Annotated in this window: 13 protein-coding genes and 1 riboswitch; of the genes, 6 read left to right on the forward strand and 7 right to left on the reverse strand. The window is 71.1% G+C overall.

What is annotated here, in order from left to right; genetic code table 11:
• Positions 1-3 precede the first annotated feature (3 nt).
• The 5 genes from CDO81_RS00545 to CDO81_RS00565 are packed head-to-tail and all read left to right on the forward strand — an operon-like array spanning position 4 to position 4,439.
• Positions 4-1,047, forward strand: coding sequence for an ABC transporter substrate-binding protein (locus tag CDO81_RS00545; protein WP_088481227.1), 1,044 nt, complete (start codon positions 4-6; stop codon positions 1,045-1,047).
• On the forward strand, positions 1,044-1,832 hold the full coding sequence (locus CDO81_RS00550) for an alkaline phosphatase family protein (RefSeq protein ID WP_088481228.1): 789 nt from the start codon (positions 1,044-1,046) through the stop codon (positions 1,830-1,832). Before CDO81_RS00545 ends, CDO81_RS00550 begins: the two co-directional genes overlap by 4 nt.
• Positions 1,823-2,650 (forward strand): ABC transporter permease, encoded by an 828-nt coding sequence (locus CDO81_RS00555; RefSeq protein ID WP_088481229.1) that lies wholly within the window; start codon positions 1,823-1,825, stop codon positions 2,648-2,650. The genes CDO81_RS00550 and CDO81_RS00555 overlap by 10 nt, the downstream gene beginning before the upstream one ends.
• Positions 2,647-3,447 (forward strand): ABC transporter permease, encoded by an 801-nt coding sequence (locus tag CDO81_RS00560; RefSeq protein WP_088481230.1) that lies wholly within the window; start codon positions 2,647-2,649, stop codon positions 3,445-3,447. The genes CDO81_RS00555 and CDO81_RS00560 overlap by 4 nt, the downstream gene beginning before the upstream one ends.
• Complete coding sequence (locus CDO81_RS00565) at positions 3,426-4,439, forward strand: ABC transporter ATP-binding protein (protein WP_088481231.1); 1,014 nt, start codon at positions 3,426-3,428, stop codon at positions 4,437-4,439. The genes CDO81_RS00560 and CDO81_RS00565 overlap by 22 nt, the downstream gene beginning before the upstream one ends.
• Positions 4,440-4,445: 6 nt before the next feature.
• Here the strand turns inward: CDO81_RS00565 and CDO81_RS00570 are convergent, their stop codons facing one another.
• Entirely contained in the window at positions 4,446-5,459 is a 1,014-nt protein-coding gene (locus CDO81_RS00570) for a zinc-binding alcohol dehydrogenase family protein (protein ID WP_088482376.1), read from the reverse strand.
• 102 nt (positions 5,460-5,561) lie between these two features.
• Here CDO81_RS00570 and CDO81_RS00575 point away from each other — a divergent pair, with 102 nt between their 5' ends.
• Complete coding sequence (locus CDO81_RS00575) at positions 5,562-6,485, forward strand: LysR family transcriptional regulator (protein WP_168928255.1); 924 nt, start codon at positions 5,562-5,564, stop codon at positions 6,483-6,485.
• Between the two features lie 14 nt (positions 6,486-6,499).
• Here CDO81_RS00575 and CDO81_RS00580 read toward each other — a convergent pair whose 3' ends face one another.
• From CDO81_RS00580 to CDO81_RS00605, 6 genes are all read right to left on the reverse strand, one after another.
• Complete coding sequence (locus CDO81_RS00580) at positions 6,500-8,044, reverse strand: bifunctional hydroxymethylpyrimidine kinase/phosphomethylpyrimidine kinase (RefSeq protein WP_088481233.1); 1,545 nt, start codon at positions 8,042-8,044, stop codon at positions 6,500-6,502.
• Complete coding sequence (locus tag CDO81_RS00585) at positions 8,041-8,829, reverse strand: thiazole synthase (protein ID WP_088481234.1); 789 nt, start codon at positions 8,827-8,829, stop codon at positions 8,041-8,043. Before CDO81_RS00585 ends, CDO81_RS00580 begins: the two co-directional genes overlap by 4 nt.
• Before the next feature lie 29 nt (positions 8,830-8,858).
• The gene (gene thiS / locus CDO81_RS00590) at positions 8,859-9,062 is read right to left on the reverse strand and encodes a sulfur carrier protein ThiS (protein ID WP_144397101.1); all 204 of its coding nucleotides are present in this window, start codon (positions 9,060-9,062) and stop codon (positions 8,859-8,861) included.
• Complete coding sequence (locus CDO81_RS00595) at positions 9,055-10,056, reverse strand: FAD-dependent oxidoreductase (protein ID WP_088481236.1); 1,002 nt, start codon at positions 10,054-10,056, stop codon at positions 9,055-9,057. The genes thiS and CDO81_RS00595 overlap by 8 nt, the downstream gene beginning before the upstream one ends.
• Positions 10,053-11,921: a phosphomethylpyrimidine synthase ThiC gene (gene thiC / locus CDO81_RS00600; protein ID WP_277595998.1), complete on the reverse strand. Its 1,869-nt coding sequence runs from the start codon at positions 11,919-11,921 to the stop codon at positions 10,053-10,055. Before thiC ends, CDO81_RS00595 begins: the two co-directional genes overlap by 4 nt.
• 82 nt (positions 11,922-12,003) lie before the next feature.
• Positions 12,004-12,125: riboswitch (TPP riboswitch) on the reverse strand.
• A 51-nt stretch (positions 12,126-12,176) separates the two neighbouring features.
• Entirely contained in the window at positions 12,177-13,238 is a 1,062-nt protein-coding gene (locus CDO81_RS00605; RefSeq protein ID WP_088481238.1) for an ABC transporter ATP-binding protein, read from the reverse strand.
• Between the last annotated feature and the right edge of the window lie 13 nt (positions 13,239-13,251).

A 13,251-nucleotide genomic window follows, 5' to 3' on the forward strand; every position in this document is an offset into this window, starting at 1 on the left:
TGCATGAACCTCTGCCTGCCACGTCGCCGTCTGCTGCTGGCCCTGGGTGCCCTGTCGCCCCTCGCCCGGGCCCAGCCGGCGGGCCTCATCGAAGCAGCCCGTGCCGAAGGCCGCATCGCCAGCGTCGGCATGCCGGACGACTGGGCCAACTGGCGCGCCACCTGGGCCGACCTGCAGCGCCTGTACGGCCTGGCCCATGTCGACACCGACATGAGCAGCGCCGAGCAGATCGCCAAGATGGAAGCTGAGCGTGCGAATGCCAGCGTCGACATCGGTGACGTGGGCTTCGAGTTCGGCGCCATCGCCAAGGCCCGCGGCCTGACCCGGGCCTACAAGCCCAGCACCTGGGCCGAGGTGCCCGACTGGGCCAAGGACGCCGACGGCCACTGGGCGCTGGCCTACACCGGCACCATCGCCTTTGCGGTCAACAAGCGGCTGTTGAAAGACGTCCCCCGCAGCTGGAAGGCGCTCTTCGCCGCGCAGCCGCGCACCATGATCGGCGCGGTGGGTCGCGCGGCTCAGGCCAACGCCGCCGTGCTCGCGGCAGCCCATGCCCTCGGCGGCGGCGAGACGCAGCTCCAGCCCGCCCTGCAGGCCTTCTCGCGCCTGGCCAAGGCGCGCAAGCTGCTGACGACCGACCCCTCGCCCGCGCTGATGGAGCGAGGCGAGGCCGAGGTCTTCCTGCTGTGGGACTTCAATGCGCTGGGCTACCGCGACAAGCTGCCCAATGCCGCGGACTACGAGGTGCTCATCCCCAGCGACGGCTCCATCACCAGCGGCTACACCACGCTGCTCAATGTGCACTCGCGCCGGCCCAATGCCGGCAACCTGGCGCGCGAATACATCTTCAGCGACGCCGGCCAGATCAACCTCGCCCGCGGCAATGCCCGCCCCATCCGCGTCGAGCGCCTGAACCTGCCGGAGGAGGTCAAGCGCAAGCTGCTGCCCAGCGCCCAGTACCAGGCGGCCCGGGCCCTCAAGCCGCAACTCTGGACCGAAGAAGTCAAGAAGCTGCCGCGCGCCTGGCAGCGGGAGGTGCTGGGATGACACGCAAGCTCGTGCTGCTGCTCGTGGATGGCCTGCGGGCCGACACGGCGCGCGACTACCTCGGCTATGTGCAGGCGCTGGACGAGGCGGGGCGCGCTCACTGGCGCATGCTCCGCTGCGAACTGCCGAGCCTGTCCCGCCCGTTGTATGCCACCGTGCTCAACGGCCGCCCACCGCTCGACCACGGCATCCTGGGCAACGGCCAGGCCGGGCAGCGCTGCGGCGACACCTTGTTCGATGACCTCGCCGCGGCCGGCCGCAGCTCCGCCATCGCGGCCTACCACTGGGTCTACGAACTGCTGGCCGGCGAAGTGTTCGACCCCTTGCGTCACCGCGAAGCCGCCCTGCCCTCGCTCGGCGTGCAGGCCGCTCGCTGGTATTGGGAAGACGACTACCCCGACTCTCATCTGCTCGCCGACGCGGAAGCCCTGCGCCGGGCTCACGCGCCGGACTTCCTGCTGGTGCACCCCATGGGCATGGACCTCGCGGGTCATCGCCACGGGGGCGAGTCGACCGGCTACACCTTCGCCGCCCGCCGGCTGGACCAGCTCCTGGCGCAGGCGCTGCCACGCTGGCATGCCGCGGGCTACGACCTGCTCCTGACCAGCGACCATGGCATGCATGCCGACCACTGGCACGGCGGCCCGCTGGCCGTGGAGCGCGAGGTGCCGCTGATCTGGCTGCCGCATCAGGCCGGCGAGGCAGGATGCCCAGTGCCTGCTCACTGGCCCGAGACGCAGCTGGGCATCCGTCAATTCGTGGCGCGGCGACTCGCATGTCCCTGACACCCCGCCGCGCCTGGCTGATGGCCACGCCCATGCTGGCCCTGCTGGCGGCCGGCCTGCTGCTGCCGTTTGGCTGGCGCAGCCTGGACTTGTTGCGCCATTGCCTGGGTGGCGCGGGCTGTGGCCTGCAGGACCTCTGGGCTGATCGGTTCTACCTCGACGCGCTGCTGCGCACGGTGGCGCTGTCGGCGGCGTCCACACTGATCGGGCTGCTCCTGGGCCTGGGTGTGGCCCTGCACCTGGTGGCGCATCCGCGCTGGTCGCGTCTGACCGCCGTGCTGGCGGGCATGGGTGCCAACTTTGCCGGCGTCCCGCTCGCGCTGGCCTTGACGCTGTTGCTGGGCAGCCAGGGTGTGCTGACGCAACTGGCCCGCGGCGCCGGCTTCCTGCAGGACTGGGACCTCACCAGCGATGCCGGCCTGCTGCTGGCCTTCACCGCCTTTCAGGTACCGCTGGCCGTGGTGCTGTTGATGACGCCCGTGCGCCTGCTGGATCCGGCACTTGCCGAAGCCGCAGCCACGCTGGGTGCCTCGCCGGCCCGCTTCTGGCGCCGTGTCGGGCTGCCGATGCTGGCGCCCAGCCTGGTCGAGGCCGGCAGCCTGCTGTTTGCCAATGCAGCCGCCGCCTACGCCACGCCTTTTGCCCTGGCCGGCACCGCCAGCCCGGTGCTGGCGGTGCGCATTGCCGCCTCAGTCAGTGGCGACATCTTTTCGCAGCCCGAACTGGCTACCGCGCTGTCGCTGGTCATGACGGCCCTGCTGCTGGCGGTCATCCTCGGCGGACGGTGGCTGGCGTCACGCTGGCGAGTCGGCGCATGAGGTCCCCCAACCGCCCTTGGCGTCTGCCAGCCCTCGCCTTCTGGGCGGCAGCACTGCTGGTGCTCTTGCCGCCGCTGGCGGTGCTGGCTTATGCCTTCAGCGAGCGCTGGGACCGCCACCTGCTGCCGGAGGGCCCGACGCTCGCCTGGCTCGCCGACGTGGCGGGCGATGCGCGGGTGCGCAGCGCGGCATGGAATTCGGTCTGGGTGTCAGGCGCCGCCGCCGGGCTCGCGGTGCTGCTGGGGGGCGCGGCCAGCCTGGCCGGCCATCTCGGCCCGCGCCGACTGCAAAAGCTGCTCGATGCCCTGGCCCTGCTGCCCTACGCGCTGCCGCCGGTGGTGGTGGCCATCGGGGCGCTGGACGTCTTCGTCGGCCGCTGGGGCGATGTGCTGGACCTGCCGACCGTCTACATCGGCCTGCTGGCTGCCCTGCTCTTCCCACTGGTGCACCAGACGCTGTCGGCCGCCCTGCGGCAGCTGGACGCCCGCCCGCTGATCGATGCCAGCCGCACCCTCGGCGCCCCTGACAGCCTGCTGCTGCGGCGCGTGCTGCTGCCCATGCTGCTGCCCGCCTTCGTCGCGGCCGGCCTGCTGGCCTGGACCACGGCGGCGATGGAGTTCGTCATCGCCAACCTGCTGCTCGCGGGCTCGCTGGAGCTGCTGCAGCCTTTCATCAACGGCCTGCGGGGCGCCAACGGCCATCTGGCGGCGGCCCTCGTCCTCGTGAGCCTGGTGATCACCACCGGGCTGGGCCTGCTCGTGCACCTCATCTCCACATGGCGAATTCCCACGCGCTGAATGTCCACCAGGCCCGGCTCGACCTGGGCGGGCGGCCCATCCTGCAGGGCATCGATGTCGAGCTGGGGCCGGGTCAGGTGCTGGCACTGCTCGGCGCCTCCGGCTGCGGCAAGACGACGCTGTTGCGGGCGATTGCCGGCTTGCAGCCGCTGGACAGCGGTCGCATCGACGTGGCGGGCCGCGACGTCACGCGGCTGCCCACGGCGCAGCGCGGCATCGGCGTCGTGTTCCAGCACTACGCGCTCTTTCCCAACCTCAGCGTGGGCGAGAACATCGCCTTTGGCCTGCAGGCGCGGGGCGATGCGGCGCCCGCACAGCAAGCCCGGGTGCGGGAGCTGCTTGACCTGGTCGGTCTGGGCGAATTGGCGGCCCGGCGCCCGGGCGAGCTGTCAGGTGGCCAGCGGCAGCGCGTGGCCCTGGCTCGGGCACTGGCGCCTGAGCCGGCGCTGCTGCTGCTGGACGAGCCCTTTTCAGCGCTGGATGAATCCTTCCGCGTCCCGCTGCGGCGCGCCTTCCGGCGGCTGCAGCGCGGCCTGGACCAAAGCTGCGTGCTGGTCACGCATGACCGGGATGAAGCCTTTGAGCTGGCCGATCAGGTGGCGGTCATGTTCGACGGTCGCATCGCACAATGTTGCCCGCCAGCCGAGCTGTGGCAGCGGCCCGCCAGCTGGCGGGTGGCGGAGTTCCTGGGCGCCTTCAACCGTCTGGAAGCCCGCAGCGCGCCTGGAGCGTGGCGGCGTGACCGGGGTGGTTGGATCGCTCCGCTGGCCGCGCTGCAGGTGGATGACGGGCAAGCCGCCCGTGAGGACTGGCAACTCAGCGCCACCGTGGCCAGCCTGCATCCCGGGCGGCTCGGCGTGGCGGTCGAGCTGACGCTGACCGACGGCCAGGCCCTGACGCTGAACCTCCCGCCCGACGCACGGCTGCCCGAGCCGGGCTGCCCGATGGCGCTGCGTCTGCCGGCCACTGCCTTGCAATGGCTGCCGGACTGACGTCGCTCAGAACCCGCTCAGCACCAGCTTGCCGCGCATGCGGCCACTCTCCAGTAGGGCGTGCGCCTGGCGCAATTGGGCGGCGTTGATCGGGCTCAGGTGTTCGCTGACGGTGCTGCGCAGGCGCCCCTCGTCCACCAACGCCGCCACGCGGGCCAGCAGCCGGCCCTGCTCGGCCATGTCGGCGGTGCCGAAGAGCGAGCGCGTGAACATCAACTCCCAGTGCAGCGACAACGCCTTGCGCTTGAGTGCCATCACGTCCAGCGGCGTGGCGGGGTCGTCGATCAGGCCGATGCGGCCCTGCGGTGCTGCCACATCCACAAGGGCGGCCCAGTGCTGGTCGGTGTGCGTGAGGCTGGCGATCAGCTCGACTTCGGCAATGCCCGCCGCGGTGAGCTGGGCACGCAGGGGCTGGGTGTGGTCGACGACCGCATGCGCCCCGAGCTGCCGCACCCAGGCCTGGGTCTCGGGGCGGCTGGCCGTGCCCACCACGCGCAACTGCGTCAGCTGGCGCGCCAGCTGCACCAGCATCGAGCCGACGCCGCCCGCGGCGCCGACCACCAGCAGCGTCTGCCCCGCGCCGCCGCCTTCAAGCACGCCCAGGCGGTCGAACAGCAGCTCCCAGGCCGTGATGGCCGTCAGCGGCAGGCCCGCGGCGTCCGCGTCACCGAGGCTCTTCGGGGCGCGGGCGGCGATGCGGTAGTCCACCAGATGCAGCTCCGCATTCGAGCCCGGACGGTTGATGGCGCCGGCGTAGTAGACGCGGTCACCCACGGCGAAGCCCTGCACCTCGGCGCCCAGCGCCTCGACGCGGCCCACGGCGTCCCAGCCCAGCACCTCGGGCTGGCCGGGCTGAGGCGTGCGGCTGCGGCGGACCTTGGTGTCGACCGGGTTGACGGACACCGCCGCCACGCGCACCAGCAGGTCGCGTGGGCCGGGCACCGGCGCGGGCAGCTCCAGGTCGACCAGCGACTCGGGGTGGGTGATGGGCAGGGACTGGTGGTAGCCGACGGCTTTCATGGCGGTATTGGCAGGTGAAATCAGCGAAGCCGTCATGCTGCGCCGATTGATTCACCACATAAAGCCTAGGATTGGCGAATCACTTTCATCATCAACATGAAAATAGATCGTCTCTCCCCGCTTCAACTTTTTCTGGCAACGGCCGATGCCGGCAGTTTCTCGGCGGCCGCCCGCCGCCTGGACATCGGGCCGGTGCAGGCCAGCGCCACCATCGCGCGGCTGGAGCAGGAGCTGGGCGTGCGCCTGTTCGAGCGCTCGACGCGCCGCCTGCGCCTGACCGAAGCCGGCGAGCAGTGGCTGCCGCATGCCCGCCAGCTGGTGGACGCCTGGCTGGCCGGTCAGGCGGCACTGCGAAGCGCGGCCGGGCTGGACACGCCGCTGACCGGCCGCCTGCGGGTCAGCCTGCCCAGCGACCTGGGCCGCCAGCACCTGTGGCGCTGGCTGGAGGACGCCTGCGCCGAGGAAACCGCCAGTGGCCTGCAACTGGAGCTGCGCATGACCGACCGGCTGGCCGATCTTCTGAAGGAGCCGGTCGACCACGCGGTGCGCTATGGCGAGCCGCCCGACTCGTCACTGATCGCCCTGCCTCTGGCGCCGCACAACCGACGGGTGCTGTGCGCCAGCCCCGCCTACCTCGCCCGGCACGGCCACCCCGAGGCGCCTGACGATCTGGCGCGGCACGAGTGCCTGCGCTTCGTGCTCGGGGAGAGCGTGCATGGGCGCTGGCGCTTCACCGCGCCCGATGGCAGCACGCAGGCGGTGGAGGTGCAGGGCAGCCGCGTGGCCGATGACGGCGGGCAGGTGCGCGCCTGGGCGCTGGCCGGGTTTGGCCTGGCGTACAAGAGCCGGCTCGACGTGGCCGATGACCTGGCTGCCGGCCGCTTGGTGGCCGTGCTGCCCGGCTGGCTGGGCGAGCCCGCGCCCTTGCACTGGATGGTGGTGGGCCGGCACCAGCTGACACCGGCGTTGCGCCGGCTGGCCGAGCGCCTCAAGTCGCGCTGCGAAGCCCTTGCGGGCCTTGGCTGAGTGCGCCGGCGGTTTCAGAGACTGGGGCGGGGCCAGGCCGGTGCGCAGGTCGGCTCTGAGCGCGCGTGGCCACGGCGCCAGGCGCGGAGCCAGGTGTCAGCCCCGTGTGGCGAGCCAGGTGCCAGGCCGCGCACCACACAACCGGCCTGCGCTCCCGTGGCGGCCACCTCGGCCAGTTGGTCAGGCGCCAGCACGCCGCCGATGCCCACCACCGGCGCGGGCGCCATCGCCGACCACCAGCCCAGGTTGGCCAGACCTTGTGGCCGCCAGGGCATGACCTTGGTGAGGGTGGGCCAGACCGGGCCGCAGGCCACGTAGTCGGGCGCCCACGCGACGGCGCGGGCCAGCTCCCACAGGCTGTGGGTACTCAGACCCAGGCGCAGGCCCCGGCGGCGTGCCCGGGCCAGATCGGCGCGATCCTGGGGCGACAAGGCCAGCAGGTCCTCCTGGCCGAGGTGCACGACATCGACCGCCAAGGCCAGGGCCTCGCGCCAGTGATCATTGAGCACCAGCGTGGCGCCGGCTGGCCGCTGCGCCGCCAGCACCTGTTCTCGCAACCGTGCTTGCCAATGCGCCTCGGGCTCGGTGGCCTCACGCTTCAGGCGCAACTGAACCGTCGCGATGCCCGCTGCAAACAGCTGGGCCGCATGGCGGCCGTCGTCGGTGATGGCGTAGACACCCGTCACGGGTGGTGGGGCCTGGGGCGCAGGCGGCCACGCGTCGGGCGGCGCCTCGTCGTCGAACAGCGCCGGCAGCAGCGTGCGATCCCGCATGAACCCCAGCGTGGGCCGAACCGGCCCGGCGCCACCTCCGGCGAAGTCGCGCTCGGCGTCCAGGCCACCGGTGGTCAGCATCTTGGCGACGATGGCCGCGTCGGTCGCCACAAAGCCCCGCGCCAGCGCGCCCGCCAGCCCGGTGGCAAAGCAGCAGCCCGTGCCGTGGTTGTGGCCTGTCGGCCTCCGCGGCAGGGCGAGCCAGCCCGAGGCTTGCGGCGTCGCAAGCCAGTCCAGCGACAAGGGGCCGCCCTCATCGCCACCCGTGATGCAGACACTGCCGACACCCAGCGCCTGCAGCGCACGCGCTTGTTGCGGCACTGGCCCGGGCCCGACGAGCCGCTGCGCCTCCCGACGGTTCGGCGTGGCCACGGTCGCACGCGGCAGCAGCTCGTCGCGATAGGCCCGCAACAGGGCTTCATCGGCCAGCGAGGCCCCGGTCGAAGCGCGCAGCACCGGGTCCACCACCAAGGCCACCGGGCGATGCTCGCGCAGGCGGTCCACCACCCGCGTGACGACGGCCAACTGTGCCGCGCTGCCCAGCAGGCCGGTCTTGATGACGGCGGGCGGCAGGTCGGTCGCCAGCGCGTCCAACTGGGCTTGCAACTGCTCGACCGGCACCGGGAACACCGCCTCGACCGCGCGACTGTTCTGCGCCGTCAACGCGGCTGCGACGGGGCAGAGGTGCACGCCTGCCGCATCGGCGGCCCGCTGGTCGGCAGACAGGCCGGCACCGCCGCCACTGTCCAGCCCGGCGATGCTCCACACGACGGGTTCGGCGCTCATGGGATGAGAAAGGGCCGGCCGTCGACCGGCGTGCTGGCCACAGCCATGTCCTGCCGCGCCATCACGCCGGCCTCAAAGCCCAGCCGCCCGGCGGCGATCGCCTGCCCGAAGGCCGCCGCCATGCGCACCGGGTCGCCGGCCTGGGCCACGGCCGAGTTCAGCAGCACGCCGTCAAGGCCGAGCTCCATCGCCTGCGCCGCGTGCGACGGCGCCCCGATGCCGGCGTCCACGATCAAAGGCACGCCCGGCAGGCGCTCGCGCAGCGTGCGCAAGGCGAAGGGGTTGAGCAACCCCTGGCCAGAGCCGATGGGCGCGCCCCAGGGCATGAGCACCTGGCAGCCGGCATCCAGCAGGCGGCGGCAGGTCACGAGGTCGTCGGTGCAGTAGGGGAAGACCTCGAAGCCGTCCTTCACGAGCTGCTCCGCGGCCGCCACCAGTTCCCAGGGGTCGGGCTGCAGGGTGTAGTCGTCACCCACCACCTCGAGCTTGATCCAGCGCGTGTCGAACAGCTCGCGGGCCATGTGCGCCAGGATGATGGCCTCCATGGCCGTGCGACAGCCCGCGGTATTGGGCAGCAGATGCCCACCCGTGGCGGCGAGCGTCTCGCGCAACGCCGCCACGAAGCCGTTGTCGCCCGCGGCCGCATGGGTGCGCCGCAGCCCCACCGTCACCACCTGGGCGCCGCTGGCTTGGACTGCGGCTTGCAACACGGCCGGCGAGGGATAGCCAGCGGAGCCGAGCAGGAAGCGGCTCGTCAGCGTGCGGCCGTCAAGGGTCCAGGTCATGGGTCAACACTCCCGTGAGATCAGGCGGCTCAACCGCCGGCAATCGGTTGGATCAAGGTCAGCACATCTCCGGGTTGGAGCCGCGTCGTCTCGCGCTCGCTGCGCGGCAGGAACCGGCCGTTCAACGCGGTGGCCACCGCAGCAGGGTCATGCCCTTGCTCTGCCACCAGGGCCGACACGCTCAGCCCCTCGCGCCAGGGTTGTGGCTGCTGGTTGAGGAAGAACTCAGGCATGGCGCAGCGCTTCCTCCGCCAGAGCAGGCGCCAGCAGCCAGCCGTGCCGGAACAGCCCGTTGATGCGCAGCAGACCCGGCTCATGCACCCGCAGCGGCAAGTGATCAGGCAAGGCGGGGCGCAGGTTGGTTTCGAGGTGCAGGATGCGTGCCTCGGCCAGCGCTGGCAGCACGCTCTGGGCAGCAGCCATCAGCTCGACCGCCGTGCGTAGGCTCACGGGCGAGCGGTCCTCGGTCTCGATCTCCGAGGCCCCCACCACGATCTGGTCGCCGGGCCGTGGCACGAGGTAGACCCGGTGACGCGGATGCAGCAGCCGCACCGGTCGTCGCAGTTGCACACCGGGTGCATGCAGCCACAAGATCTCGCCACGCACCCCGCGCAGCGCGGGCACCTCCGGGCGTGCGCCGAGGCCGCGGGTGTCGATGACGAGATCGGCGTCCAGACGTTCGCCATCGTCGAGCATGACCGCATGCGGCTGCACATGCCGGGCCGCTCGCCCCCAACACCAGTCGACGTCTCGCGCCTGGGCGACCAGCGCCACGAGCAGCTCGCGCGGCAAGACCTGCCCCTCGCCCGGCAGCCACCAGGCCCGCAACTGGGGCGCCAGCATCGGCTCCAGCATCTGCAGGCATTCGCGGTTCAGGCGCTCGGGTCCCTCACCGAGCCGCGCCAGCACCCGTTCGGCCGCGCCGCGATCCGCCGCATGGGCCAGCAGCAGGCTGCCTTCCGTTCTCACCAGGTCGGGCCGACCCAGGGCTTCGGCAATCGCCGGCCAGAGCTGCAGGGACCGCCAGCCGAGCGCCGCCACCTCGTCGCCGGCCTGCTCGCGCTCGGCGAGCGGGCTGAGCATGCCGGCCGCCGTGAAGGCCGCTGCGCGTGGGTCCGCAGCATCAGCCGCCGGATCGATCACCCGCACCCGGTGCCCGTCGCGCGCCAGCTGCCAGGCCAGCAGTCGGCCCATGACGCCCGCGCCCGCGATGACGATGTCCTTCATGGCTGCGGCTGGATCGGCACATAGAACGCGCCGCCGGCCGCCTTGAACTCGGCTGACTTCTGCGCCATGCCGCGCTCGGCGTACTCGCGCACGTCCTGGGTGATCTTCATCGAGCAGAACTTCGGGCCGCACATCGAGCAGAAGTGAGCCGACTTGGCCGCGTCCTTCGGCAGGGTCTCATCGTGATAGTCGCGCGCGGTGTCGGGGTCCAGGCCGAGGGCGAACTGGTCGTTCCAGCGGAACTCGAAGCGCGCCTTGCTCATGGCGTCGTCCCGCGCGCGGGCGCCGGGGTGGCCTTTGGCGACGTCGGCGGCATGGGCTGCGATCTTGTAGGCCATCAGCCCCTGCTTCACGTCCTCGCGATCGGGCAGGCCGAGGTGCTCCTTGGGCGTGACGTAGCAGAGCATCGAGGTGCCCATCCAGCCGATCATGGCTGCGCCGATGGCGCTGGCGATGTGGTCGTAGCCGGGTGCGATGTCGATGGTGAGCGGGCCGAGCGTGTAGAACGGCGCCTCGTGGCAGTGCTTGAGCTGCTCGGCCATGTTGGCCGCGATGAGGTGCATGGGCACATGGCCCGGGCCTTCGATGAGCGTCTGCACGTCATGCCGCCAGGCAATCTGGGTCAGCTCGCCCAGGGTGCGCAACTCGGCGAACTGGGCCTCGTCATTCGCATCGGCCGCACTGCCGGGCCGCAGCCCGTCGCCCAGCGAGAAGGTCACGTCGTAGGCCTTCATGATGTCGCAGATCTCTTCGAAGTGCGTGTACAGGAAGTTCTCGCGGTGATGCGTGATGCACCACTTGGCCAGGATGGAGCCGCCGCGCGACACGATGCCGGTGCGCCGCCGGGTTGTCATCGGGATGAAGGGCAGACGCAGGCCGGCGTGGATGGTGAAGTAGTCCACCCCCTGCTCGGCTTGCTCGATGAGGGTGTCGCGGAAGAGGGCCCAGGTCAGGTCTTCGGCCACGCCGCCGACCTTCTCCAGCGCCTGGTAGATGGGCACGGTGCCGATGGGCACGGGTGAGTTGCGCAGGATCCAGTCGCGGGTGGTGTGGATGTTGCGCCCGGTGGAGAGGTCCATCACCGTGTCGGCCCCCCAGCGGATGCTCCACACCAGCTTCTCCACCTCCTCCTCGATGCTGGAGGTGACGGCCGAGTTGCCAATGTTGGCGTTGACCTTGACGCGGAAGTTGCGGCCGATGATGGTCGGCTCAAGCTCGGGGTGGTTGATATTGGCCGGGATGACGGCGCGCCCGCGGGCCACTTCCTGGCGCACGAATTCGGGCGTGATGACCTCGGGGATGCTCGCCCCGAGCGAATCGCCGCGCAGGCGCTGCTCACGCTCGGCGTCACCGATGTAGTCGCGCATCCATTCGCGACGGCCGTTCTCGCGCAGCGCGACGAACTCCATCTCGGGCGTGATGATGCCGCGTCGGGCGTAGTGCATCTGGCTGACGTTGGCCCCTGAGACCGCGCGGCGCGGCTGGCGCTGCAGGGCGGCTGCCTCGGTCCTCAAGCGGGCGATGCGCTCGTTGTCGTCTCGCCCGCCGTCGTCCTCCGCCTGGCGCAGGCGCCCGGCATAGGCTTCGGTGTCGGCACGGTCGGCCACCCAGCGGCTGCGCACGTCGGGCAGGCCCTGGCGCACGTCGAGGCTCACCGACGGGTCGGTATAGGGGCCGGAGGTGTCGTGCACGACGACGGTCTCGCCGTTGCTCAGTGCGATCTCGCGCACCGGCACCCGCAGGTCGGGTCGGCTGCCGGCGATGTAGGCCTTGCGCGAGGCGGCAAAGGGGGCGCGCGTCAGCGAGAGGCGCTCGTCGAGCGGCTGGGCTGGGAGATCGGAAAGATGCGTTTCGGGGGCATTCACGGGGCAGGCTCCTGGAGCAGTGACAACAGTGCTCCGTGGCCGCCGGTGGATGCCGGACGCGGGTAGGCCCGCGCCAGCATGCCTGCCTGGCATGCGCTCTCCTTACGCCGGTACTAGCCGGTTCAAGTTCACGGGTTCAGTCAACAGACTGTCTCAGCGTCTGGGCCCGGCTTTCGCCAGACCCGAGCACCCCGGAGCGGGGCGGATTGTGCGCAGGTTCGTGCGGCCGTGGCAAGCCCCGCAAAGGCGCAAGGGCTATCGCACGAACGTGACCACGTGGTCCAGCTCCAGCCGGATACCGATGCGCTCGCCAATGGCGTGGTTGTGATGCGAGGGCACGAGCGACAGCACTGTGGCCCCGCTGGCCAGACGCAGCGTGTAGAGGAACTCGGCGCCTCGGAAGGCCTTGGTGATGACCTCAGCCGTGATCGGGCTTGCGTCATCGTGCACGACGTCGTCTGGCCGCAGCAGCACATCGACCGGCCCCGTGGCCAGCGGCTCGGCGCTGTGCACCTGCCCCAGCTCCAGCTGCAATTCATGCGGCGCGCTGACATGTCCGGTGATGAAAGCGCCCTGCCCGACAAAGTCCGCCACGAAGCGGTTCGCCGGCCGGTGGTAGAGCTGGTAGGCGCTGTCCCATTGCTGAATGCGACCCTCGTGCATGACACCGATCTCGTCGGCGATCGCAAACGCCTCGTGCTGGTCGTGTGTCACCAGCAGCGCGGTCATGTCAGCGTCAGCGAGCAGACCACGCAACTCGGCACCCAGGCGCTCCCGCAACTCGACGTCGAGGTTGGCGAAGGGCTCGTCCAGCAGCAGCAAGCGCGGCTGCGGGGCCAGGGCGCGGGCCAGCGCCACGCGCTGCTGTTGGCCGCCCGACAACTCGTGCGGGTAGCGCGCGGCTGCATGGGCCAAGCCCACCGTCTCCAGCATGCGGTGGATGCGCGTGGAGGCATCGGCCACGCCACGAATCCCGAAGCCGACGTTCTGGGCCACCGTCAGGTGCGGGAAGAGCGCGTGATCCTGGAAGACCATGCCGATGCGGCGGCGCTCGGGAGGCACGCCCTGCCCTGGCTGGCTGACGATGTCGCCATCCAACCGGATCTCGCCGGCTCGCAATGGCTCGAAGCCGGCAACGGCCCGCAGCACCGTCGTCTTGCCACAACCCGAAGGACCCAGCAGACAGCCGATGCGGCCCCGCGGCAAGGCCAGGGACAGGTCTTGCACCACGGTGCGAGCGCCATAGGCGACGGCGATGCGGTCGAGCGTGAGCCAGGTCGTGGGCACAGCGATGGAGGGGGATGCGGAGGTGGTCATGTCGGGGCCGGCA

Origin of the sequence: Roseateles puraquae (genome assembly GCF_002205845.1) — a bacterium.
GTDB classification, from domain to species: Bacteria; Pseudomonadota; Gammaproteobacteria; order Burkholderiales; family Burkholderiaceae_C; genus Pelomonas; species Pelomonas puraquae.

Bases quoted from the DNA above. Each gene is read 5' to 3' on its own strand.
- CDO81_RS00545 (WP_088481227.1), top strand. From the start codon at position 4: ATGAACCTCTGCCTGCCACGTCGCCGTCTGCTGCTGGCCCTGGGTGCC.
- CDO81_RS00550 (WP_088481228.1), top strand. From the start codon at position 1,044: ATGACACGCAAGCTCGTGCTGCTGCTCGTGGATGGCCTGCGGGCCGAC.
- CDO81_RS00555 (WP_088481229.1), top strand. From the start codon at position 1,823: ATGTCCCTGACACCCCGCCGCGCCTGGCTGATGGCCACGCCCATGCTG.
- CDO81_RS00560 (WP_088481230.1), top strand. From the start codon at position 2,647: ATGAGGTCCCCCAACCGCCCTTGGCGTCTGCCAGCCCTCGCCTTCTGG.
- CDO81_RS00565 (WP_088481231.1), top strand. From the start codon at position 3,426: ATGGCGAATTCCCACGCGCTGAATGTCCACCAGGCCCGGCTCGACCTG.
- CDO81_RS00570 (WP_088482376.1), bottom strand. From the start codon at position 5,459: ATGAAAGCCGTCGGCTACCACCAGTCCCTGCCCATCACCCACCCCGAG.
- CDO81_RS00580 (WP_088481233.1), bottom strand. From the start codon at position 8,044: ATGAGCGCCGAACCCGTCGTGTGGAGCATCGCCGGGCTGGACAGTGGC.
- CDO81_RS00585 (WP_088481234.1), bottom strand. From the start codon at position 8,829: ATGACCTGGACCCTTGACGGCCGCACGCTGACGAGCCGCTTCCTGCTC.
- thiS (WP_144397101.1), bottom strand. From the start codon at position 9,062: ATGCCTGAGTTCTTCCTCAACCAGCAGCCACAACCCTGGCGCGAGGGG.
- CDO81_RS00595 (WP_088481236.1), bottom strand. From the start codon at position 10,056: ATGAAGGACATCGTCATCGCGGGCGCGGGCGTCATGGGCCGACTGCTG.
- CDO81_RS00605 (WP_088481238.1), bottom strand. From the start codon at position 13,238: ATGACCACCTCCGCATCCCCCTCCATCGCTGTGCCCACGACCTGGCTC.